The following is a 24,067-nucleotide window of genomic DNA, read 5'->3' as shown; positions in this document are numbered from 1 at the left end:
GGAGACATCCAGCATGACCCATCGCACCGTGCCGCCGGAGAGCGGCAACATCAGCCTGTGCACCGGATCCGGCGCGCTGGACCTGGCCGTGGAAGCGGTCACCGGCCTGCCCACGGTCATGGTCGGCGAGAAGGACCCAGCCGCATCCCGGCTGCTGGCCACCCGCCTGCCCCACGCCCGGAACCTGGGCGACATCACGGCCGTCGACTGGGCGGACCTGGCCGCCTCGCTGCCACGCCCGGAGGCACTGACCGCCGGCTTTCCCTGCCAGGACATCTCCAACGCCGGACCTCGGGGAGGCATCGCCGGTGACCGCTCAGGACTCTGGAAAACCATCGCCCACGCCATTCGCCATCTTCGACCCCGAATCGTCTTCCTGGAAAACGTCGCCGCCCTCCGCAGCCGCGGACTCGACGTCGTCGCCGCCGACCTGGCCGCGTGCGGGTACGACGCGCGATGGATGTGCCTACGCGCTGGAGATCCCGAAGTCGGAGCCTGCCACCGCCGAGACCGCTGGTTCGCCATCGCGTATCCCGCTGCTGAAAACCCCCACCTCCCAGCTGGGACGCAACGGCGGGCCCCAGCACCCGGACAAACGCAAAGCGGGCGGACACGGGCCCACGCTGGAGGACGAAGTGGTCTTCTTGCTGCCCCCGACGGCCGAATGACCCTGCTGCCCACCCCCGCCGCCGCCGACGGAACCGGCGGCCCCGGCATCTCCCCCAAACGGCAGGGCGGCATGAACCTACGGACCGCCGTGACCCTGCTGCCCACCCCGACTGCCTGCCGCTACGGCCGCAACCGGTCCGCATCGCAGGGTGCGAGCTCGCGCCCCTCGATTGAGTACCTGGTCCGCGATCTGCTGCCCACCCCCAAGGCATCCGACGGACCGCACGGCGGGCCCAACCAGCGCGACAGGGCCGGAAACTACTACCTCCCCGGCCAAGCCGTACGCCTGGACGGCCGGTGGGTAGCCACCAACGGCACCGACTACGGACCCGCCATCCACCGCTGGGAAGCCGTCCTCGGCCGCCCCGCACCCGAGCCGACCGAACCGGGCACCAAAGGCAACCGCCGCCTGTCCCCTGCCTTCGTGGAATGGATGATGGGCGCCGATCCCGGCTGGGTCACCAGCACGGACCTCGGGCTGTCCCGCTCCGACCAGCTCAAGATCCTCGGCAACGGCGTCGTCATCCACCAGGCCGCCCACGCCTACCGGGCACTGCTCGGCACCCTCGCCCCCGAAGCCGCAGGCCCCGCCCCGTCCCAGCTCAGCCTGAGCATCGCCTAGACACGGCTGGGGCGGCCGTCTCTCGCCAAAGTCACGGCCGCCCCGGTCTCCCGATCCATCAACAGAACTGGAGACATCCAGCATGACCCAACCCGCCGTCATCCGGCGAGACCCTCCCGCCCTGTCGCCGCTGCGGACCGCGCTGGAGCTGGCCGCGGCTGGTCTGCCGGTGCTGCCCCTGCGCAGGGGCAAGGTCCCGTTCGGGAACTGCCGCACCTGCGCGAAGGACCCCCGGACCGGCAGGGCCGCCTGTGGCGGGCGGCCGAACATGAAGGACGCGGGCCCCTGCCAGTGCCCCGGTCCCTGCCACGCGTGGGCCGCCGCCACCACCGACCCGTCCGTCATCGCCTCGCCCGTGTGGGCGTCGGCGTGGCGGGAGGCCGTGACGGTCGCCTACCACCCCGGCGGCGCCGGGCTGACCGTGGTGGACCTCGACGACACCGCAGCCGTCACATGGGCCCGCCAGACCCTGCCCGCCACCCGGATCGTGCCCACGACCCGCGGTGAACACTGGATCTACCAGGGCGCCATGCGCTCCGTAAACGCAGTCCGCGACGGCATCGACATCAAGTCCACGATGGCCTACGCCCGGTGGCTCGGCCCCGGCACCGGCACCACGGCGGCCCTGCCGGACGTCGTGCGCGCGCTGGCCGTGAAGGAGCCCCCCACCGTCCGGTCGGCCCCGCAGTCCATCGCCATGCCCGCATGGGCCGCCGGGGAAAGGGTGTGCCCTCATCGCACGCCCACCTACCTGGACCGTGGCATCGCCATGGCCGAGCAGCGCATCACCGAGGCCCGCAGCGCGATCCACGCCACGGTCTACCGGGCGTTCCTCGCCGTGCTGTCCACCCATGGCCGGTGCGGCTGCCTCACCGAGGCTCACATCGCGCGACTGTTCACCGCCGCTCAGGCCAAGGGCGAATCGGCCCGGCACTGCACCGACGCGTGGACCAACGCCCGCACCACGTTGGGACTGTGACCATGTCCGACGACGAGAAGAACCCCGCCCGCGAGGTCATCACCGACTACGCACAGGCGCACTTCCGGTACTTCCGCACCGCCGACGGAACCGTGTACGCGCAGAAGAACGGCCACCCCGTGGCCCGCCCGATCCGCTCCCAAGGCACCACGGGCAGCCACCGCCAGGAACTCCTGGTTGGCCTGTTCAGGGACGGGCGGGGCGTGTTCAACGGAACTGCACTCAAGGAGGCGTTGGACTTGATCGAAGCACTCGCACTGACCGAGGACGTCCAACCCGTCCACATCCGCGTCGCCCCCGGGTTCGACGGAGCGACCTGGCTGGACCTGGGCCGCAACGACGGACAGTCCGTCCGCATCCACCCCACCGGATGGGACATCGTCGTCCCCGACCCGCGCGAGGTGTGCTGGCGACGCACCCAGCTCACCGGGGAACTCCCCCTGCCCGCCAAGGACACCGACGGCAAGGGCATCGATCTGCTGCTACGGCTGTGCAACTTCGCCAACGCGGAGACCGAGTGCCTGGCCATCGCCTGGCTGATCGGCTGCCTCGGGCCGTCCGTGCCCGTCCCCGCCCCCTTCCTCACGGGCCCGCAGGGGGCAGGCAAATCCACTGGCGGGCGGATGCTCGTGAGGATCATCGAGGGCATGAGTGGTGACCTGCGCCGGGCTCCGAAGGATGAGGAGAACCTGATCGCGGCGGTGGCGGCCGGATGGGTCACGGCCCTGGACAACCTCTCCCACCTGGCGCCGGACCTGTCCGACGCCATGTGCTGCATCGTCACCGGAGCCGAGACCATCAAACGCGCCCTGTTCACCGACGGGGACGTCTTCCGCGCCCGCTACCGCCGTCCCCTGCTCCTGACAGGCATCGACGTGGGCGTAATCCGGCCCGACCTCGCGGAACGGCTCCTGCCTCTGCGTCTGGAGCGGCCCCGCGTCCGGCGCACCGAAGCCGAGCTGTGGGCGGAGTACGCGGAAGTTCTGCCCGTCGTTCTCGGGTCTCTCCTGGACCTCACGGTCAAGGTCCGCGCAGTCGAGGCGGAGACCCCCACGGACCTGCGGATGGCGGACTTCGCGCACCTGTGTGCGCAGCTCGATGCGGCCACCGGCCTCGGAGCGCTCAACGCCTACCGGGCCAGTCTGGACGACCTGAACGACGACGTGATCGAAGGCGATCTCCTCGCGCAGACCGTCCTGCGGTATGCGGACACCATTGAGCCGGGTACGGCGCAGCGGATGACCTCCACCGAGTGGCTGCACTGCCTCACCCGCCTCTACAGCGGCGACGAACTGCGTCCCCTGCCCAAGGGATGGCCGACCACGGGAAAGGTCCTCTCGGATCGGCTCAAGCGCCTCCAGCCGACGCTTGCCGCCCGTAGCGTCCTCATCGACTGGGGCCGCACCAGCGAGGGCCGCTACCTCGAAATGACCCGCCAACCGGCCCCGCCCCCACACGAGCAGAAGCCGGTGTTCTGACCCGCGACCACGCGCTCGCTCCCGAACAGCAAGAGGAGCACCCCGCGCCGAGGCGTGCTCCTCTTGCTGTTCGGCGGAACGCCGCCCAAAGGGCGCGCCGCGCAGCGGCTCCTTCTTCACGCCCTGAGCCGCACCGCACCACAACAGACACCCTCTCTTTTGTCCTAAGAGGGAAGACGCTGCGTCATCTGCGTCATGCAGGCGGAAAAACGGCCCCTGACCAGCGGATACAGGCATGACGCAGACGGCGACCTCTGCGTCATCCTGCGTCACCTGCGTCACCCGATGACGCAGCCCATGACGCGTCGATGACGCACCCGCTGGCCACTGCGTCACACAAAACGTCAGGCCAAAAGCCCAAATGACGCTGATGACGCAATGACGCAGAAATCCGCGCTTCGGACAGACGCGAACTCCCGAGGCAGGCCCCCACCCCGGAAAGTCCGCATCGGCCCTCTCGACGCCTGGACACATTTCTCGCAAGGAGACACCGCCTTGAGCGCCGTGACCACACCCGCGCCCTTTGACGAGTCCACCGAAGCCCTCACCCCCCGCGAAGCGATGACAGCACTGCGGATCGGCCGGGACACGCTCTACGACCTCATCCGCTCCGGTGAGCTGCGCAGCTTCACCATCGGCAGGGCGCGCCGCATACCCGCCGCCGAGATCCCGGCGTTCATCCGCAGGCGAATGGAGGAAAACCACTGATGGCACGCCGCCGCCCCAACGGTGCGGGCACCGTCACGAAGCGCAGTGACGGGCGGTATCAGGCTGCGGTCTACGTGCCGCAGCCTGACGGCACCACCAAGCGCAAGTTCGCCTACGGCAACGACTACGACGAGTGCGACGCGAAGCGCCGCAAGCTGATCGAACGGGTTCAGAACGGCGTTCCGACTCCCACCAGGGACATGACCATGGGCGACTGGTTCGACTACTGGTTGACGTCCATCGTGAAGCCCAGCCTCTCGGACGGGAGTCACCGGACGTACGAAAGCGCCGTCCGGCTCCACCTCCGTCCGCGGCTCGGCCGGAAGGTGATGCTCAAGCTCGGAGTCAAAGAGCTCCGGGCCGTCATGACCAAGCTCGCCGAGGATAAGGGCGCCAAGACCGCCCGCCATGCCCACCGCGTCCTCAAGGCGTCGCTGACCGCCGCCATGGTGGAAGACATCGGGCTGACCCGGAACGTTGCCAAGCTCGTACACGTCCGGGCATCCACTGACAGCGGCAAGAGCTGGGACGCGGTCAAGGTCCTGCGCTTCCTCGCCGAGGCGCGGCGGCGGACGGTCTACTACCCGGCGCTGCTGCTGATTCCCCTGCTCGGTCTACGCCGCGCTGAGATCTGCGGTCTGCGCTGGGAGAACATAGACCTCGAAAAGCGCGTGCTGTGGGTGGAGCAGCAGCGGCAGCGTACGAGCGCCGGCACCATCGACGTCGAGACCAAAACCGAGACGTCGAGAGCACCGCTCCCCCTGCCCGCTCAGTGCATCGCGCCGCTTCGCTGGCAGCGCATGCGTACGGCCTGGCTGCGGGAGCGCGCTCTGGCGAGCGGCCGGCCCTGGACGGACGATCCCGATGGGCACGTGTTCGTCACCCGCACGGGGCAGCCGCTGCAAGCCGACTGCCTGTATCAGACCGTCCAGCGGGTCACTGGCAGCGCCGGACTCGGCAAGATGAACCCCAAGGGGCTCAGGAAGTCATGCGGCACCCTGCTGGTGCATCTCCGGGTGCACCCGAGGATCGTCAAGGCCGTCTTGCGGCACAGCAGGATCTCGACCACGTTGGACATCTATGCCGAGGCACTGGACCCGGACGTTATCGAGGCGATTGGTCAGCTTGACCTACTGCTCCGGCAACCGGATCGCCTCGACCGGTTGCAGACGGTGACAGCCGAGGATGACGAACAGCCCGACTGATGTCATCCGGAGATGTCACGGCCCCTCTGCCCGCGCATCCGCGCAGGTAGAGGGGCCAAAATCGCGGCTCACTCCGACATCATCCCATTACCCGATCGTGACCTGGCCCACAGCTCGGCGATACCGTCCGCGGTGACCGGGGAAATCACACCGTCCTCGGTGACGATCGCCGTCACCAACTCCGGTGGTGTGACGTCAAAGGCCGGATTGTGGGCCTGTGTGCCCAGCGGAGCGACCGGCACTCCGGTGCTCACCTCCTGCCCGGCGATGGGGACATACGGAATTGTGATGTCTGTCACTTCATATCCAGGACGCTGTTCGACTTCGATCGCGGCTCCGTCGGGGGTGGCCGGGTCCACCGTGGTGGTCGGGGCTACCACCACGAACGGCACATGGTGGTAGCGGGCCAGCACCGCGAGCGGATAGCTGCCCACCTTGTTGGCCACCGAGCCGTCCGCGGCGATCCGGTCCGCGCCGACCAGCACCGCGTCCACCTCGCCGGTCGCGAAGAGCGAGCCCGCCGCGTTGTCGGCGAGCAGCGTGTACGCCATCCCGGCGCGCGCCGCCTCGTACGCGGTCAACCGTGCCCCCTGGAGCAGGGGCCGGGTCTCGTCCACCCAGAGCCGCCGCAGCTGCCCCGCCCGGTGCACCGCCTTGACCACGGCGAGGGCGGTCCCCTCGCCTCCGGAGACCAGGGCGCCGGTGTTGCAGTGGGTGAGGATCCGATGGCCCCCGGCAGGCAGCAGCTCTTCGAGCAGCGCCTGACCACGGGCCGCCATGCGTTCGCTGGCCTCGGCATCCTCCCGGTGCAGAACACGGGCCTCGGCAAGGGCCGCCGCGGCGGCCTGAGCATCGTCCGCGTCGTCCCGGAGCGCGGCGTGATACGCGGCGACGGCACGGCGGACGCCATAGGCGAGGTTGACGGCCGTGGGACGGGCATGGGCGAGCGATTCGGCGGCCTCGTCCACATCGAAGCCGCGGGCCGCGGCGAGCGCGATCCCGTATGCCCCGGCGAGGCCGAGCAGCGGGGCGCCACGCACGGCGAGCGAGCGGATCGCCTCCACCAGCGCCGGCACATCGGTGCACACCAGATCGACCTCTTCGGCGGGCAGCCGGGTCTGGTCGAGAAGTACCAGTACGGGTCCTTCTGGGGGCTCCTCCCAGCGCAGCGCCAGGGCGATGGGAGGTATGGAGCCTTCCGGGGACACCGGATGCTGATCAGCCATCCGCCCAGTTTGCCTTGTGCGCCACCGACTATTGAAGTGTCGGACCGCCCCCAGTGACCGGCACGGGGTGGAGCGCACCGTGGCACGATGGCTGACATCCGCCCGCCGCGGACGCCGCGGCCGGTCAACGAACAACCTACGGAGCGACGATGAACGACTCTCCGGGCTGGGCCCCGCCCGGATCGTCCCCTTCCGACGAACCGGACCACGGCGCTCAGCAGCAGGGCGAGCCCGCCGACCAGCCCGCCCCGGAGCAGCGAGCATGGGGCGAACAGTGGGCCCGCCGCCAGCCGCCGCCCGGCCGCTGGGCCGCATCGGGAGGCCGCACGCCACCACCGGTGCCGCCCGCTCCCGCGCCGGGTGGCGGATGGGGCGCCGGCCGGCGTCAGCCGTCCGCTCCCCGCCCCGGTGTCATTCCGCTGCGGCCGCTGGGCGTCAGCGAGATCCTGGACGGTGCGGTGGCCATCATGCGCGCCCACTGGCGCACGGTCCTCGCTATCTCGCTGATCGTCTCGATCGCCACCCAAGGTCTGATCACGGCCGCCACGGGGCTGTGGTTCAACGACGCCCGAGGGAACGAGAGCGATGTCCTCGACGATCCGGACGCCACCGTCGGCCAGGCGCTGCGCGCCGTCGGCGACACCCTCGGAGACAGCGGAGTCACCCTGCTGCTCGGCGTCCTCGGAACGATCGTCACCACCGCCCTGCTGACCGTGGTCGCCGCACGGGCGGTGCTGGGCCGGACCGTGTCCACCAAGGAGGCATGGGCCGGTGCCCGGCCGCACCTCCTTCAGCTGTGCGGGCTGCTCCTGCTGATCCCCACCATCGCCGCGGCCGTCATCGCCGCCGGTATGACGCCGGGTCTGCTGCTGGCCGTCGCGGGCGTGCCGAGCGAGGGTGCCGCGCTGGCCTCTCTGGGCGGGCTCGCCGCGGCATGCGTCGCCGCCTGGCTCTGGGTCCGCTTCAGCCTCGCCGCTCCCGCGCTGATGCTGGAGAAGCAGGGGATCATCAAGGCCCTGCGACGCTCCTTCAAGCTGGTGCGCGGCTCGTGGGGGCGCGTCTTCGGCATCCAACTGCTGGCCGTCGTCCTGGTCTTCATCGTCGGCGCCATCGTCGAGATCCCCACCAGCCTGGTCGCCATGGTGATCGGCGGGGACAACGCCATGGACTGGCTGTCCGGCGAATCCGTCTCCGTCGGCTGGACCTTCCTCATCGTGGTCGGCGTCGGCGGAGTGATCAGCTCGACCATCACCTTCCCGATCAGCGCGGGCGTGACAGCCCTCCTCTACATGGACCAGCGCATCCGGCGCGAGGCCCTCGACCTCGAGCTCACCCGCGCCGCGGGGATGCCGGGAGACTCGGCAGAAGGTCATGGCGAGGACCAGCCGACCGTCGGCTCCACGTCCTGGAACTGACGGCATAACAACAGGCGGGGACGAACGGGGCGTCACCCTGCGCCCCCTCACCGCACAGCCCGTCATACTCACAGGCCATCACCTCCCCCTCCGCCCGCTCGGCGCACAGCTCCGCTGCCCCTTGGGCCTCTTGACTGACCGTCAACGGATAGTCTGACCGACCCTCACCGACTACTCTGCGTGACATCGACCACGCAGCGCCAGAGCGCTGATGCTCTTTCACTCGATCCGGTGGAACATCCGATCGAGCGGGAACGCAAAAATGCCTCGGTCCCGAGCACATAATGCTCGGGACCGAGGCTAAATATTGTTCGGCGGCGTCCTACTCTCCCACAGGGTCCCCCCTGCAGTACCATCGGCGCTGAAAGGCTTAGCTTCCGGGTTCGGAATGTAACCGGGCGTTTCCCTAACGCAATGACCACCGAAACACTATGAAACACACCACCGGACCCACCCACACCCAAAAACATAGAAGTATGGGGGTCGGACGGTTCGTTGCTTCAGAACCAACACAGTGGACGCGAGCACCTGAGGACAAGCCCTCGGCCTATTAGTACCAGTCAACTCCACCGGTCACCCGGCTTCCATATCTGGCCTATCAACCCAGTCGTCTACTGGGAGCCTTAACCCATCAAGTGGGTGGGAGCCCTCATCTCGAAGCAGGCTTCCCGCTTAGATGCTTTCAGCGGTTATCCCTCCCGAACGTAGCCAACCAGCCATGCCCTTGGCAGAACAACTGGCACACCAGAGGTTCGTCCGTCCCGGTCCTCTCGTACTAGGGACAGCCCTTCTCAAGACTCCTACGCGCACAGCGGATAGGGACCGAACTGTCTCACGACGTTCTAAACCCAGCTCGCGTACCGCTTTAATGGGCGAACAGCCCAACCCTTGGGACCGACTCCAGCCCCAGGATGCGACGAGCCGACATCGAGGTGCCAAACCATCCCGTCGATATGGACTCTTGGGGAAGATCAGCCTGTTATCCCCGGGGTACCTTTTATCCGTTGAGCGACGGCGCTTCCACAAGCCACCGCCGGATCACTAGTCCCGACTTTCGTCCCTGCTCGACCCGTCGGTCTCACAGTCAAGCTCCCTTGTGCACTTACACTCAACACCTGATTGCCAACCAGGCTGAGGGAACCTTTGGGCGCCTCCGTTACCCTTTAGGAGGCAACCGCCCCAGTTAAACTACCCACCAGACACTGTCCCTGATCCGGATCACGGACCCAGGTTAGACATCCAGCACGACCAGAGTGGTATTTCAACAATGACTCCCCCCGAACTGGCGTCCAGAGTTCACAGTCTCCCACCTATCCTACACAAGCCGAACCGAACACCAATATCAAGCTATAGTAAAGGTCCCGGGGTCTTTCCGTCCTGCTGCGCGAAACGAGCATCTTTACTCGTAATGCAATTTCACCGGGCCTATGGTTGAGACAGTCGAGAAGTCGTTACGCCATTCGTGCAGGTCGGAACTTACCCGACAAGGAATTTCGCTACCTTAGGATGGTTATAGTTACCACCGCCGTTTACTGGCGCTTAAGTTCTCAGCCTCGCCGACCCGAAAGTCGACTAACCGGTCCCCTTAACGTTCCAGCACCGGGCAGGCGTCAGTCCGTATACATCGCCTTACGGCTTCGCACGGACCTGTGTTTTTAGTAAACAGTCGCTTCTCGCTGGTCTCTGCGGCCACCACCAGCTCAAGGAGAAAATCCCATCACCAGCAATGGCCCCCCTTCTCCCGAAGTTACGGGGGCATTTTGCCGAGTTCCTTAACCATAGTTCACCCGAACGCCTCGGTATTCTCTACCTGACCACCTGAGTCGGTTTAGGGTACGGGCCGCCATGAAACTCGCTAGAGGCTTTTCTCGACAGCATAGGATCATCCACTTCACCACAATCGGCTCGGCATCAGGTCTCACCCACATGAGAGACGGATTTACCTACCCCTCGGGCTACACCCTTACCCCGGGACAACCACCGCCCGGGCTGGACTACCTTCCTGCGTCACCCCATCACTTACCTACTACCACCTTGGATCAGCGGCTCCACCACTCCCCTCAACTCCGAAGAGATCAGGGCGGCTTCACGGCCTTAGCATCAGAGGATTCGATACTGGGCGTTTCAAAGCGGGTACCGGAATATCAACCGGTTGTCCATCGACTACGCCTGTCGGCCTCGCCTTAGGTCCCGACTTACCCTGGGCAGATCAGCTTGACCCAGGAACCCTTAGTCAATCGGCGCACACGTTTCCCACGTGTGTATCGCTACTCATGCCTGCATTCTCACTCGTGAACCATCCACAACTCGCTTACACGGCTGCTTCACCCGGCACACGACGCTCCCCTACCCATCACAGCGATCGTTGGACCACATACTGCAATGACACGACTTCGGCGGTACGCTTGAGCCCCGCTACATTGTCGGCGCGGAATCACTTGACCAGTGAGCTATTACGCACTCTTTCAAGGATGGCTGCTTCTAAGCCAACCTCCTGGTTGTCTCTGCGACTCCACATCCTTTCCCACTTAGCGTACGCTTAGGGGCCTTAGTCGATGCTCTGGGCTGTTTCCCTCTCGACCATGGAGCTTATCCCCCACAGTCTCACTGCCGCGCTCTCACTTACCGGCATTCGGAGTTTGGCTAAGGTCAGTAACCCGGTAGGGCCCATCGCCTATCCAGTGCTCTACCTCCGGCAAGAAACACACGACGCTGCACCTAAATGCATTTCGGGGAGAACCAGCTATCACGGAGTTTGATTGGCCTTTCACCCCTAACCACAGGTCATCCCCCAGGTTTTCAACCCTGGTGGGTTCGGTCCTCCACGAAGTCTTACCTCCGCTTCAACCTGCCCATGGCTAGATCACTCCGCTTCGGGTCTTGAGCGCGCTACTAAATCGCCCTATTCGGACTCGCTTTCGCTACGGCTCCCCCACACGGGTTAACCTCGCAACACACCGCAAACTCGCAGGCTCATTCTTCAAAAGGCACGCAGTCACGACCGTGCTCCGAAGAACACGGCGACGCTCCCACGGCTTGTAGGCACACGGTTTCAGGTACTATTTCACTCCGCTCCCGCGGTACTTTTCACCATTCCCTCACGGTACTATCCGCTATCGGTCACCAGGGAATATTTAGGCTTAGCGGGTGGTCCCGCCAGATTCACACGGGATTTCTCGGGCCCCGTGCTACTTGGGTATCGCACAAGCAAGTTGCTGACATTTCAGCTACGGGGGTCTTACCCTCTACGCCGGGCCTTTCGCATGCCCTTCGCCTACATCAACAATTTCTGACTCACCCAGCCGCCGGCAGACGACTGAAGTACGAACCCACAACCCCGTACGCGCAACCCCTGCCGGGTATCACACACATACGGTTTAGCCTCATCCAGTTTCGCTCGCCACTACTCCCGGAATCACGGTTGTTTTCTCTTCCTGCGGGTACTGAGATGTTTCACTTCCCCGCGTTCCCTCCACATACCCTATGTGTTCAGGTATGGGTGACAGCCCATGACGACTGCCGGGTTTCCCCATTCGGACACCCCCGGATCAAAGCTCGGTTGACAGCTCCCCGGGGCCTATCGCGGCCTCCCACGTCCTTCATCGGTTCCTGGTGCCAAGGCATCCACCGTGCGCCCTTAAAAACTTGGCCACAGATGCTCGCGTCCACTGTGCAGTTCTCAAACAACGACCCGTACCCCGTCACCCACACCCTTGGCGTGGTACACCGGGACCGGCCCGAAGACACAAGCAGCATTCCTGCCCGCACCCTCAGACACCCAACAGCGTGCCCGACACCCTCGCCCCCCTCTATCACGTTCCACGCCGAAGCAGTACTAGCGACCAGAGCAGGCCAAGTGTGCCGAATAGTCAACGTTCCACCCATGAGCAACCGTGCAGGACATCTGCCCGCAGTCGGCTATGTGCTCCTTAGAAAGGAGGTGATCCAGCCGCACCTTCCGGTACGGCTACCTTGTTACGACTTCGTCCCAATCGCCAGTCCCACCTTCGACAGCTCCCTCCACAAGGGTTGGGCCACCGGCTTCGGGTGTTACCGACTTTCGTGACGTGACGGGCGGTGTGTACAAGGCCCGGGAACGTATTCACCGCAGCAATGCTGATCTGCGATTACTAGCGACTCCGACTTCATGGGGTCGAGTTGCAGACCCCAATCCGAACTGAGACCGGCTTTTTGAGATTCGCTCCACCTCACGGCTTCGCAGCTCATTGTACCGGCCATTGTAGCACGTGTGCAGCCCAAGACATAAGGGGCATGATGACTTGACGTCGTCCCCACCTTCCTCCGAGTTGACCCCGGCAGTCTCCTGTGAGTCCCCATCACCCCGAAAGGCATGCTGGCAACACAGAACAAGGGTTGCGCTCGTTGCGGGACTTAACCCAACATCTCACGACACGAGCTGACGACAGCCATGCACCACCTGTACACCGACCACAAGGGGGCACCCATCTCTGGATGTTTCCGATGTATGTCAAGCCTTGGTAAGGTTCTTCGCGTTGCGTCGAATTAAGCCACATGCTCCGCCGCTTGTGCGGGCCCCCGTCAATTCCTTTGAGTTTTAGCCTTGCGGCCGTACTCCCCAGGCGGGGAACTTAATGCGTTAGCTGCGGCACGGACAACGTGGAATGTCGCCCACACCTAGTTCCCAACGTTTACGGCGTGGACTACCAGGGTATCTAATCCTGTTCGCTCCCCACGCTTTCGCTCCTCAGCGTCAGTATCGGCCCAGAGATCCGCCTTCGCCACCGGTGTTCCTCCTGATATCTGCGCATTTCACCGCTACACCAGGAATTCCGATCTCCCCTACCGAACTCTAGCCTGCCCGTATCGAATGCAGACCCGGGGTTAAGCCCCGGGCTTTCACATCCGACGCGACAAGCCGCCTACGAGCTCTTTACGCCCAATAATTCCGGACAACGCTTGCGCCCTACGTATTACCGCGGCTGCTGGCACGTAGTTAGCCGGCGCTTCTTCTGCAGGTACCGTCACTTGCGCTTCTTCCCTGCTGAAAGAGGTTTACAACCCGAAGGCCGTCATCCCTCACGCGGCGTCGCTGCATCAGGCTTCCGCCCATTGTGCAATATTCCCCACTGCTGCCTCCCGTAGGAGTCTGGGCCGTGTCTCAGTCCCAGTGTGGCCGGTCGCCCTCTCAGGCCGGCTACCCGTCGTCGCCTTGGTAGGCCATCACCCCACCAACAAGCTGATAGGCCGCGGGCTCATCCTGCACCGCCGGAGCTTTCCACCACCAGACCATGCGGTCGGTAGTCATATCCGGTATTAGACCCCGTTTCCAGGGCTTGTCCCAGAGTGCAGGGCAGATTGCCCACGTGTTACTCACCCGTTCGCCACTAATCCCCGGCCGAAACCGGTTCATCGTTCGACTTGCATGTGTTAAGCACGCCGCCAGCGTTCGTCCTGAGCCAGGATCAAACTCTCCGTGAATGCTTCCGGGATATCCCGGCAACACATCACGAGAGCGGAACCACCGGAGGAATAAATCCGATGGTTCACAGCGTCCTCGCTGTGTTCTTCTTCAAAGGAACCTCGTCCAAGAATGGACGGGATATCAACATATCTGGCGTTGACTTTTAGCACGCTGTTGAGTTCTCAAGGAACGGACGCTTCCTTCGAAACCGTTTCACCGGCTTCTCCGGGCGCTTCCCTTCGGTGTTTCCAACCTTACCAGATCCGATTTCCGGTCGTTTCCGATCCGAATTCCGTTTCCGGTGGCCGTTAGAAGGCCTTGCCTTTCGGCGTGTTTTCGACTTTAGCAGACGATCATCCGCCGAACCTAATCGGCTTCGCGTGATGCCTGCGGGTGTCAAAAGGTGCTCCGTTTGGATTTCCATCCGTCTGCGGAGCGGTTCAGATGCGCTTTGGGGGGTGAGCAGACTCTGCTCACCACAACCGTTTAAACCTACCTCCCCGGACTACCTTGGTCAAGGACTCCGGGCAAGATTCTTGAGTGCGGTCCGGCCGGAGCGTCTGTGCACTCCGTTCGCCGCGACCTTCAAACGTACGCGCCGGTGCTCCCCGGGTCAATAGGTTCCCGGAAGTTTTTCAACGCCGCAGGTCAGAGGGGGTGGGATGGCCGTCAGGCCGCGAAGGACGACGGTGGGCTCTCCAGGTGCTCCAGCTCGATACCGGGGGCGGCGAGCACCACGTCGCCGGCGATGTGGACCGTCCGGACCTCGCCGGTGTCCACCTCACTGACCTGGTACTCGTCCACAACGAGTGGCCCGGTGTCGGTGGTGTGACCGGTTCTGTCGAGGAGAGCCCAGGACTGATCCAGGGTGAGGGGCGCGAGGACCGGATCCGTGAAGGCCACGAGGCGTACACGGACGGCACCGCCGCCCGGTTCCAGGCGCAGCAGTCGGGAGACCGCGACCAGGAAGGCCGGGGAGGCGCCGGTGAAGGAGTGGGCGCGGACGTTGCCCTCGGTCGCGTGCTCCCCGGTGGGGTCCGTGCGGACCCAGGTGACCCCGTCCAGAGCGGCGCCCCTGACCTGCCAGCTGGACGCGTGCAGTTCCACCCTGAGCGGGCGGCCGAGCTCGTCGAGGGTGAGGTCCACGGATCCCGTGTGGTCGCCGGAGGGTGAGGTCCGCTGTGCGACATAGCGCCATCCGCTGGGGCCGGGAGCGCATTGGAAGTGCTCCTCGCCCAGGGGGGCGTGATCGTGCGGGTCGTGGAGGGAGTAGCGGCCGCGAGGCATGGTGAGGTCCTTGACGAGCGTGGGGCCCGCCCGGCCGGATGGCGCGGACGGGCCCTTGGGCCCCCGCCGGGGGCGGGGGCCGGGTCAGCGGCCGCCGACGGTGGGGTCGGCGGCGCCGGTGCGATCAGCGGATGCGATCAGTAGCGGTAGTGGTCGGGCTTGTACGGGCCCTCCACCGGGACGCCGATGTAGGAGGCCTGCTCGGGCCGGAGCGTGGTCAGCTTGGCGCCGAGCGCGTCCAGGTGGAGGCGGGCGACCTTCTCGTCCAGGTGCTTGGGGAGCACATAGACGTCGGTCGGGTACGACTCCGGCTTGGTGTAGAGCTCGATCTGGGCGATGGTCTGGTTCGCGAAGGAGTTGGACATCACGAACGACGGGTGGCCGGTCGCGTTGCCGAGGTTCAGCAGACGGCCCTCGGAGAGCACGATGATCGTCTTGCCGTCGGCGAAGGTCCAGGTGTGGACCTGCGGCTTGACCTCGTCCTTCACGATGCCCGGAAGGGCGGCGAGCCCGGCCATGTCGATCTCGTTGTCGAAGTGGCCGATGTTCCCGACGATCGCCTGGTGCTTCATCTTGGCCATGTCCGCGGCCAGGATGATGTCCTTGTTGCCGGTCGTGGTGATGAAGATGTCGGCGGTCTCCACGACGTCGTCCAGGGTGGCGACCTGGTAGCCGTCCATCGCGGCCTGAAGCGCGCAGATCGGGTCGATCTCGGTGATGATCACCCGGGCGCCCTGGCCGCGCAGCGACTCGGCGCAGCCCTTACCGACGTCACCGTAGCCGCAGATGACCGCGACCTTGCCGCCGATCAGCACGTCGGTGGCGCGGTTGATGCCGTCGACCAGGGAGTGGCGGCAGCCGTACTTGTTGTCGAACTTGGACTTGGTGACCGCGTCGTTCACGTTGATCGCCGGGAAGAGCAGCGTGCCGTCCCGCTGCATCTCGTAGAGGCGGTGAACGCCGGTGGTGGTCTCCTCGGTGACCCCGCGGATCTCGGAGGCCAGCTGCGTCCACTTCTGCGGGCTCTCCGCGATGGTGCGGTTCAGCAGCTCGAGGATGACGCGGTGCTCGTCGTTCTCGGCGGTGGCGACGTCAGGGGCGGCGCCGGCCTTCTCGTATTCGACGCCCTTGTGGACGAGGAGGGTGGCGTCGCCACCGTCGTCCAGGATCATGTTGGGCCCGCCGGTGGGGGTGCCGGGCCAGGTCAGCGCCTGCTCCGTGCACCACCAGTACTCCTCCAGGGTCTCGCCCTTCCAGGCGAAGACCGGGATGCCCTGCGGGTTCTCCGGGGTGCCCTCGGAGCCGACGGCGACCGCGGCCGCGGCGTGGTCCTGGGTGGAGAAGATGTTGCAGGAGGCCCACCGGACCTGGGCGCCGAGGGCGACCAGGGTCTCGATCAGCACGGCGGTCTGCACCGTCATGTGCAGGGAGCCGGTGATACGGGCGCCGGCCAGCGGCTGCTGCTCGGCGTACTCCTTACGGATCGCCATCAGGCCGGGCATCTCGTGCTCGGCGAGGGTGATCTCCTTACGGCCGAAGGCAGCCAGGGAGAGGTCCGCGACCTTGAAGTCCTGACCGGAGACGGCTGTCGTCATAAGTGCTGCTCCTCCTCGATCGTGTGCGAGCGAGAGTGGTTCGGCTGGGCATGCGAGGCGTCGGGCAGGGCCCCCATGACAGCGGGCACACCTGTCCCCTTCTACCTCACAGTGCGCAGTCCGTCGGAGGCCCTCTCTCCCTCGGCCGACCCGGGATGCGGGCCGCCCGACCGCCATCAGCAGCGACGTCTGGCTCGGTCACGAATCTACACCGATCGGCGGAGCGAACCCCAGCCCCCATCGGTCATCTTCGGCCGTACGGCTATGACCAGGGGCGACGGGTGCGCTGCTTGGGGCGCGTCGGGCACGCCGCTTTGGGGACGGGTCGGGCACGCCGCTTTGGGGACGGGTCGGGCGCGCTGCTTCGAAGGTCGGCGGGCGCGTCGTTCCAGGGCCACGGTCGCGCCGTTTCCGGGTTCAGCCCGTCGCTTTGATCCCGGCCGGATGTATTGCACGATGCCGCGAGCGCGGGGACGCTGGCAGCTTCCCGCGTCCGCTCAACGCGTTAAGGAGAACCACGTGACCAGTCCAGCCGATCCCCCCAACGGTGCGGGGGCCAGCGGACCGGGGCTCAAATTGCTCGCGGTGACCGCGTGTCCCACGGGTATCGCCCACACCTATATGGCCGCTGAGAAGCTGGCCCAGGCGGCGGAGTCGCTCGGCCACAGCATGAAGGTGGAGACCCAAGGCTCGATCGGGGCCGAGAACGTACTGTCTGACAACGATGTCAGCTAGGCCGACGGCATCATCATCGCCGCCGACAAGGACGTCGACCGCAGTCGTTTCGTCGGTAAGAGAGTGCTTGTCGTCGGGGTCGCCGACGGCATTCACCGGCCACAGCGGCTGATCGAGCAGGTGCTGGACGCGCCGGTGTACGAGGGCGACGGCTCTGGTGCCGGGCGCGGCGCCTCGGGGGCGGCGGCTTCCGGGGGTGGTGGCGGTGGCGGCAGTAAGGGGCGCAGCGTCACCTATAAGGCGCTCATGAACGGTGTCTCGTACATGATCCCGTTCGTGGTGGTCGGCGGTCTGCTGATCGCGGTCTCGCTGGCCCTGGGCGGTGATACGACGTCCAAGGGCATCGTCATCCCCGACGACTCCTTCTGGAAGACGGTCAACGACATCGGGAGCATCGGCTTCGAGCTGATGATCCCGGCCCTGTCCGGCTATATCGCCTACGCCATCGCGGACCGGCCCGCGTTGGTGCCCGGCATGGTGGGCGGCTGGATCGCGGCGCACGGCGAGCTGTACGACAGTGAGGCGGGCGCCGGGTTCATCGGGGCGATCGTCACCGGCTTCCTGGCCGGTTATCTGGTGCTGTGGATCAAGCGGGTCAAGGTTCCGAAGTTCGTCCAGCCGATCATGCCGATCATTGTGATCCCGATCGTGGCGACCTCGGCGCTCGGCCTCTTCTTCATCTACGTCCTCGGCGAGCCGATCTCCTGGGTCTTCGAGCAGCTCACCGATTGGCTCGGCGGGCTGACCGGCACGAGTGCGGCGGTGCTCGGCATCATTCTCGGGCTGATGATCGCGTTCGATATGGGTGGTCCGGTCAATAAGACGGCGTTCCTTTTCGGTGCCGGGCTGGTGTCCAAGAACCCCGAGGTCATGGGGGCGTGTGCGGCGGCCATTCCGGTGCCGCCGCTGGGCCAGGGGCTGGCCACGCTGCTGCGCCGCCGGATGTTCGACGACCAGGAGCGGGAGACCGGGCTCGCGGCGCTCTTCATGGGCTTCTTCGGCATCACGGAGGGCGCGATTCCGTTCGCGGCGGCGCGTCCTGCGCGGGTCATTCCGGCGAACATGGTGGGTGGCGCGGTCGCCGGGGCGATAGCCGGGGTGGCGTCGGTCGAGGACAACGTGCCGCATGGGGGGCCGATTGTGGCGGTGCTCGGTGCGGTCGGTGGGGTGCCGATGTTCTTTGTCGCGGTGGTGGTGGGTACTGCGGTGACGGCGTTGGTGACGATTGGGTTGATGTCAGTGGGTGGGGGTGCTGTGGATTCGGACGGTGCTGCGGGTGGCGTGGGTGCTGCGGGTGCCGCCGCGGGTGGTTCCTCCGGGGCGTCGTCGGGCGCGGCAGAGCCAGTTCTTGCCGGAGTGGGCGGCGGTGACCGTACCGGGGAGGCGAGCGGTGCCGCTGGTGCCCGTAAGGCGGTCGCTTCCCAAGGGGTGACCGGTGGGGTCGGCGAGGTCGGGGCCGTTCCTGCGGGGCAGGTGCTGTCCGGGTATCTCACCGAGCAGACCGTGAAGGAGCGGTTGGCGGCCGACGGTAAGGACGCCGCGATCCGTGAGATGGCTGAGCTGCTGGCCGCGACCGGCAAGGTCACGGATGCGGAGGAGCTGGTGCGGGCCGCGTTTGCCCGGGAGGACCAGGGCACGACCGGGCTCGGCGAGGAGATCGCGATTCCGCATGCCAAGACGGATGCGGTGACCGCTCCGGTCGTCGGCTTCGCGCGTTCCCCCGAGGGGATCGAGTGGGGTGCGCCGGATGGGACGAAGGCTCGGCTGGTCTTCATGATCGCGGTGCCGGAGGCGGATGCGGGGGATGAGCATCTGCGGATTCTGGCGTCGCTGTCGCGGAAGTTGATGGCTGAGGAGTTTCGGGAGCGGTTGTTGAGGCGGGGGATGTGGAGCGGATTTTGGGGGTGCTCGGGGAGATTGGGTAGGGCGGGGGTGGGGGGGGGGTCTCTCCCCCCCCGGCGGCCTGTCCGGCGCGCACCGTCCGGACCAGGGTGCGTTGCCGAGTGCGGGACGGTGGGGGTTTGTGCCCACCCGTTCCGCCCGCGGAACAGATGGACACAAACCCGGTGATACGTGTTGCCCTTCGAACCCGCGAGCTCGGGTTCGAAGGGCCGACGGTGGGGCGGCTCCGCCGGATTCGCTCAGGCCGACGTCGAGGTTCGGAGGATGTCGGGTTCCAGGTAGATGACTCGGGCGATCGGGACCGCTTCCCGGATACGGGCCTCCGCGGCGTCGATCGCGCGGGCGACCTCCGCGGCCGTGTCGTCGTGCTGGACCGCGACCTTGGCGGCGACCAGCAGCTCCTCGGGGCCGAGGTGGAGGGTGCGCATGTGGATCACGCTGGTGACGGTCTCGCCGTCCACGACGGCTTCGCGGATCTTGGCGACCTCCGTGGCGTCGGCCGCCTCGCCCAGCAGCAGCGACTTGGTCTCGGCCGCGAGCACCAGGGCGATCAGCACCAGCAGGATGCCGATGCAGAGGGTGCCGATGCCGTCCCAGACGGCGTCGCCGGTCAGCAGGGTGAGGCCGACGCCGCCGAGCGCGAGGACCAGGCCGACGAGGGCGCCGAAGTCCTCCAGGAGGACGACGGGGAGTTCGGGGGCCTTGGCGCGGCGAACGAACTGGGACCAGCTCAGCTTGCCGCGGATCTCGTTGGACTCCTTTATGGCCGTACGGAAGGAGAAGCCCTCGGCGATGATCGCGAAGACGAGCACCCCGACCGGCCAGTACCAGTGCTCCAGCTCATGGGGGTGCTGGATCTTCTCGTAGCCCTCGTACAGCGCGAAGACACCACCGATGGTGAACAGCACGATGGAGACGAGGAAGCCGTAGATGTAGCGCTCGCGGCCGTAGCCGAAGGGGTGCTCGGGGGTGGCCTCGCGCTTGGCCTTCTTCCCGCCGAGGAGCAGCAGCCCCTGGTTGCCCGAGTCGGCGATCGAGTGCACGCCTTCGGCGAGCATCGACGACGAGCCGCTGAAGGCGAACGCCACGAACTTGGCTGCGGCGATAGCCAGGTTCGCGCCCAGCGCGGCAACAATCGCCTTGGTTCCGCCTGATGCACTCATATGTGCCGAATTTCCCTTCCGCTTACATGGCAGCTCATGGCGGCTTTGCCAGTGCTTTACCGCCTCACGGCGGGCCATTGTTCCAGCCCCTCGTTCGGGCCGTACCTCAGGCGGTCACTGTGGCCCTGAACACAGTGCCATCGCCGCTCAGGGCGGCCTCCTCGCCGGCCGGCACGAAGGCCGACTCCCCACGCTTCAGCGGGAGTTCGCCGTCCGCGCCGCACACGGAGACCTCACCCGAGGCGCAGAGCAGGATCTGCGGGCCGGTCGTCGGCAGCGGGCGGGGCGCGGCGCCGTCGGCGAGAACGTGGCGGGAGAGCCGGAACTCGTCGATCGGGGTGGTGTAGAGCTCCTCGCCGGAGGGGTCCGCCTCGGGGCGCAGCACGGCGGGGGCGCCGCTCTCGAAGCGGACGACGCGCAGCAGCTCGGGGACGTCCACATGCTTGGGCGTAAGCCCGCAGCGCAGCACATTGTCGGAGTTGGCCATGACCTCGACGCCCAGGCCGTCGAGATAGGCGTGCGGCACACCGGCGCCGAGGTAGAGGGCCTCGCCGGGCTGGAGGGTCACGAAGTTGAGCAGTATCGCGGCGATCGCGCCGGGGTCGCCCGGGTAGTGCCGGGCGATGGAGGCGTACGCCGCGTACGCCGGGGCGTGCGGCCCGTCCTGCGCGCCGAGTCGCTCGGCGGCGGCAGTGGCCTGCCTTACGGTCTCCGCCATCGCCTCCGGGTCGGCCGTAAGGACGGCGGTCAGCACCTCGCGCAGGGCGTGCGACTCCGGGTGGGCCTGCAGGATGTCGACGTACGGCTTGAGCGAGTCGACCTCAAGGGCAGCCAGCAGCTCGGCCGCCTCGTTCGGGTCGCGGAAGCCGCACAGCCCGTTGAACGGCGTGAGCGCGCATATCAGCTCGGGCTTGTGGTTGGCGTCCTTGTAGTTGCGGTGCGGGGCGTCGGCCGGGACGCCGCGCCCCTCCTCGTCCGCGAAGCCCTCCTTGGCCTGCGCGAGGTCCGGGTGGACCTGGAGCGACAGCGGCGAGGCGGCGGCCAGCACCTTCAGCAGGAACGGCAGCCGGGGCCCGAAGAGCCTCACGGCGTCCGCGCCGAGCTCGCCCTCGGGGTCCGCGGCGATCACCTCGGAGAGCGCGACGGAGCCCGCGCCCCGGTCGACCCGGGACGGCGCCCCGGGGTGCGCCCCCATCCACATCTCGGCCTGCGGCTCCCCGGTCGGCCGGACGCCCAGCAGCTCCGGGATGGCGGTGGTGGAGCCCCAGGCGTAGGGGCGCACGGTGTTGACGAGGCGGTCCATGCGGTGCGGTTCCTGACTGTGCAGTGAGGGACGTGGGGCGGGTGGTGCGTGCCTTACGGCCTTGAGCACGGCCTTACGGTCGCACGGTCGTGCTCAAGGTCCATGACGGCCTCAAGTTCTATCCGGCGAAGCGAGCGCGAGGTAAACGGCGGCGAAATCCGTGATGGCGAGAAGTTCCGCGGCACTCTCCAGCGGGCTGCCCTCGGCCGGTTCCAGCTCGCTGAACGCGGTCTCGTGCGCCAGCGCGAGCTCCCGGGCGGTCGGCACCGCCGAGACGGGACCCACCGGCTCGTCGTGGAGCAGCACGATCCGGGCGCGGAGCGCCTCGGGCTCCTCCACCCGGTCGCGGAAGAAGTCGTCAGGGTCGGCACCGCCCGCGAACGCCCCGGTCAGCAGTGCACCATGCGCGGCGAGCGCCCCCGGGAGCTCGGCGACGAGCGCGGGGCGCCCGGCGAGCGCCGCGAGCAGCCCCGAGAAGCGCCGTCCGGTCGCGGCGGCCACCGGGCCCTCGGTCCACAGCAGCGGAAGCGCCCCGGCGAGCTCGGCCGCGAGCGTCTTGGCGGGGTTGGTGTAGGTGGCGATGGCCGGACCGCAGCGCTCGGCGACCTGGTCGAGCCGGTCGGCCACCTGCTGCAGCGCGGTGGGCGGCGCGGACACCAGGCCGATCCGGTCGACCAGCAGGAGCAGCGGGGTGAGCAGGGCCCACAGCGTGCCGGGCAGCGCGGGGCCGGTCATCTCGTCGGGGGCGGTGCCGGGCGGCTCGACGGGCTGCGGGACGGAAGGCGTCCCGTACGGGGCGGGGGCGTCGCCCAGGGCGCCCTCGGCGAGGGCGGAGTCCTCGGTGCCGGGCGCGCCGGGCCCGTGCGGGTCCCCGCGGTACGGGTCGGTGCCGTACCCGTCGGCGGCGTACCCGCCTGTGGCGTACGGGGCCGAGCCCTGGGGCGTCGTGGCCAGCGGCACCATCAGGCCGCGGGCCTGGGCGACCGCGTCGGCCAGCGGGGACTGGCCCGGGGCGACCGAGACGATCGCGCAGCCGCGGCGGTACGCCTGCTCGACCAGGCGCGGAAGGCCCGGTTCCGTGCCGTCCGGGGTCGCGACGACCAGCAGGTCCAGCGGGCCCGCCCAGCCGGGCAGCGTCCAGCGCAGGGCGCCCGGCGCGGGGGCCACGCCGGTGGGCGCGATCAGGCTGACCGGGCAGTTGCCTCCGCTGAGCGCGCCGAGGAGGTCGGCGGTGCAGCTTCCGGCCGCCCCCGGGCCCGCGACCATGACGGCGCGCGGGCGCCCGTCCGGCTTGAGGTCGCCTATCCCGGCCTCGGCGGCGTGGCGGGCGGCTGTGCGGACGCGGGCACCGGCCTCGGCCGCTCCGCGCAGCAGCCCGCGGGTATCCGCGCGGGCGAGGGCCTCGGGGGCGTCGAGGAGGGATTCGTCGAGCATCGTGCTTCGGCCTCCGATCGCCGTGGCGGGCGGTACGCGTGGGATCGCGCGGGGCTTACGCGTGGGACCGCGCGGGGCTGGGGCCCCGGCGGGCCGCTGGGTCAGGCCGGGCGGCGCGCCTCGTCGACGAGCAGCACGGGGATGCCGTCCCGCACGGGGTACGCGAGACCGCACCCCTCGCCCGTGCACACCAGCTCGAGGGTCTCCGGGGACCGCTCCTCGCGCAGCGGGGCGTGGCACGCCGGGCAGGCGAGGATCTCCAGAAGACCGGCTTCGAGCGGCATGGGGTCGTCCCTTCGGGTATGGGTCCAGCCGGACATCGGTCCGGCGAGGTCAGCGTACCGCCGGGCGGGGCCGGGGCGCGGCCGGTGTACACCGGGAGCCCGGGACGGGCGGCCTGTGTACGCCGCAGCCCCGGGGGACGCGCGGCCTGTGTACGCCGGGCCCGGGGGACGCCCCGGGCCCCGGTGGTGGTGTGTGTCCTGAGCGCGGGCCTCCGTACGGACGCGGATGGCTTCTTTGAGGGCGCCGACGGCCCCGGGCCGCGCGGAGGGCCACAGGGGCCCAGGCCTCCGCGAGGGCGCGCACGGCTGCGCGAGCCGCGCGCTGACGGCCGTAACCTCCGCAGGGGCCTGCGGGGCCTTCCGCGGGCCCCGTAGGACGCGGACCGGCCAGCGGCCGCGCACAGCAGCCGCAGGCCGTGCGGGCCTCCGTAAGGATGCGGACGGCTGCGGGGGGGGGCCGCACTCCAACACCTGTATGGACGCCGCTATGGACGCCGCAGACCTCCCTGAGGACGCGGGGACCACCGCGGGGGATGCCCTGACGGACACAGAGGCCGCGCGGGACAGCCGTAGGACCCGCAGGCGTCCGCAACGGCGCCACGGGCCCCGACGGACGCCA

At 67.5% G+C, this 24,067-nt stretch carries 13 protein-coding genes, 3 rRNA genes and 1 pseudogene; 7 read left to right on the top strand and 10 right to left on the bottom strand.

The features are described from left to right. Positions 1-13 precede the first annotated feature (13 nt). The 5 genes from LIV37_RS29945 (at position 14) to LIV37_RS29925 (ending at position 5,661) form a co-directional block, all read left to right on the top strand. On the top strand, positions 14-1,291 hold the full coding sequence (locus LIV37_RS29945; RefSeq protein WP_020870830.1) for a DNA cytosine methyltransferase: 1,278 nt from the start codon (positions 14-16) through the stop codon (positions 1,289-1,291). Between the two features lie 82 nt (positions 1,292-1,373). Further along, positions 1,374-2,270, top strand: coding sequence for a bifunctional DNA primase/polymerase (locus LIV37_RS29940; protein ID WP_121824343.1), 897 nt, complete (start codon positions 1,374-1,376; stop codon positions 2,268-2,270). A gap of 2 nt (positions 2,271-2,272) precedes the next feature. Next, positions 2,273-3,748, top strand: a complete 1,476-nt coding sequence (locus LIV37_RS29935; RefSeq protein ID WP_121824344.1) for an ATP-binding protein — start codon at positions 2,273-2,275, stop codon at positions 3,746-3,748. Between the two features lie 504 nt (positions 3,749-4,252). Then, on the top strand, positions 4,253-4,456 hold the full coding sequence (locus LIV37_RS29930; RefSeq protein WP_309471206.1) for a helix-turn-helix domain-containing protein: 204 nt from the start codon (positions 4,253-4,255) through the stop codon (positions 4,454-4,456). Then, complete coding sequence (locus tag LIV37_RS29925; protein ID WP_020870826.1) at positions 4,456-5,661, top strand: tyrosine-type recombinase/integrase; 1,206 nt, start codon at positions 4,456-4,458, stop codon at positions 5,659-5,661. Before LIV37_RS29930 ends, LIV37_RS29925 begins: the two co-directional genes overlap by 1 nt. A 68-nt stretch (positions 5,662-5,729) precedes the next feature. On the opposite strand, the gene mtnA is transcribed toward LIV37_RS29925, so the two are convergent. After that, the gene (mtnA, locus tag LIV37_RS29920) at positions 5,730-6,887 is read right to left on the bottom strand and encodes an S-methyl-5-thioribose-1-phosphate isomerase (protein WP_121824346.1); all 1,158 of its coding nucleotides are present in this window, start codon (positions 6,885-6,887) and stop codon (positions 5,730-5,732) included. Positions 6,888-7,036: 149 nt separating this feature from the next. Between mtnA and LIV37_RS29915 the strand changes: the two genes are divergently transcribed. Continuing rightward, the gene (locus LIV37_RS29915; protein ID WP_121824347.1) at positions 7,037-8,302 is read left to right on the top strand and encodes a DUF7544 domain-containing protein; all 1,266 of its coding nucleotides are present in this window, start codon (positions 7,037-7,039) and stop codon (positions 8,300-8,302) included. Between the two features lie 309 nt (positions 8,303-8,611). Here the strand turns inward: LIV37_RS29915 and rrf are convergent. The 5 genes from rrf to ahcY form a co-directional block, all read right to left on the bottom strand. After that, positions 8,612-8,728: ribosomal RNA gene (gene rrf, locus LIV37_RS29910) — 5S ribosomal RNA — on the bottom strand. Between the two features lie 104 nt (positions 8,729-8,832). After that, a 23S ribosomal RNA gene (locus tag LIV37_RS29905) occupies positions 8,833-11,953 on the bottom strand. A 282-nt stretch (positions 11,954-12,235) separates the two neighbouring features. Continuing rightward, positions 12,236-13,762, bottom strand: a 16S ribosomal RNA gene (locus tag LIV37_RS29900). Together the 16S, 23S and 5S rRNA genes form the textbook arrangement of a ribosomal RNA operon. Before the next feature lie 652 nt (positions 13,763-14,414). Further along, positions 14,415-15,032 carry a hypothetical protein gene (locus LIV37_RS29895; RefSeq protein WP_020870823.1) on the bottom strand — a complete coding sequence of 206 codons (618 nt, stop codon included), beginning with the start codon at positions 15,030-15,032 and terminating at the stop codon, positions 14,415-14,417. A 137-nt stretch (positions 15,033-15,169) separates the two neighbouring features. Beyond that, on the bottom strand, positions 15,170-16,627 hold the full coding sequence (ahcY, locus tag LIV37_RS29890) for an adenosylhomocysteinase (protein ID WP_020870822.1): 1,458 nt from the start codon (positions 16,625-16,627) through the stop codon (positions 15,170-15,172). Between the two features lie 519 nt (positions 16,628-17,146). On the opposite strand from ahcY, the pseudogene LIV37_RS29885 reads away from it, so the two are divergent. Then, positions 17,147-19,287, top strand: a pseudogene (locus LIV37_RS29885) (fructose-specific PTS transporter subunit EIIC). 216 nt (positions 19,288-19,503) lie between these two features. On the opposite strand, the gene LIV37_RS29880 reads toward LIV37_RS29885, so the two are convergent. The 4 genes from LIV37_RS29880 to LIV37_RS29865 all read right to left on the bottom strand — a co-directional run bounded on the left by LIV37_RS29880 (position 19,504) and on the right by LIV37_RS29865 (position 23,448). Beyond that, positions 19,504-20,427 carry a cation diffusion facilitator family transporter gene (locus LIV37_RS29880; RefSeq protein WP_020870821.1) on the bottom strand — a complete coding sequence of 308 codons (924 nt, stop codon included), beginning with the start codon at positions 20,425-20,427 and terminating at the stop codon, positions 19,504-19,506. A gap of 106 nt (positions 20,428-20,533) precedes the next feature. Next, complete coding sequence (gene manA / locus LIV37_RS29875) at positions 20,534-21,730, bottom strand: mannose-6-phosphate isomerase, class I (protein ID WP_020870820.1); 1,197 nt, start codon at positions 21,728-21,730, stop codon at positions 20,534-20,536. A 111-nt stretch (positions 21,731-21,841) separates the two neighbouring features. Beyond that, complete coding sequence (locus LIV37_RS29870) at positions 21,842-23,164, bottom strand: SIS domain-containing protein (protein ID WP_020870819.1); 1,323 nt, start codon at positions 23,162-23,164, stop codon at positions 21,842-21,844. Positions 23,165-23,265: 101 nt separating this feature from the next. Further along, complete coding sequence (locus LIV37_RS29865; RefSeq protein WP_020870818.1) at positions 23,266-23,448, bottom strand: Trm112 family protein; 183 nt, start codon at positions 23,446-23,448, stop codon at positions 23,266-23,268. Positions 23,449-24,067 lie beyond the last annotated feature (619 nt).

This window comes from Streptomyces rapamycinicus NRRL 5491, assembly GCF_024298965.1.
Lineage (GTDB): Bacteria > Actinomycetota > Actinomycetes > Streptomycetales > Streptomycetaceae > Streptomyces > Streptomyces rapamycinicus.
This window is presented reverse-complemented; position numbering and strand designations above follow the sequence as displayed.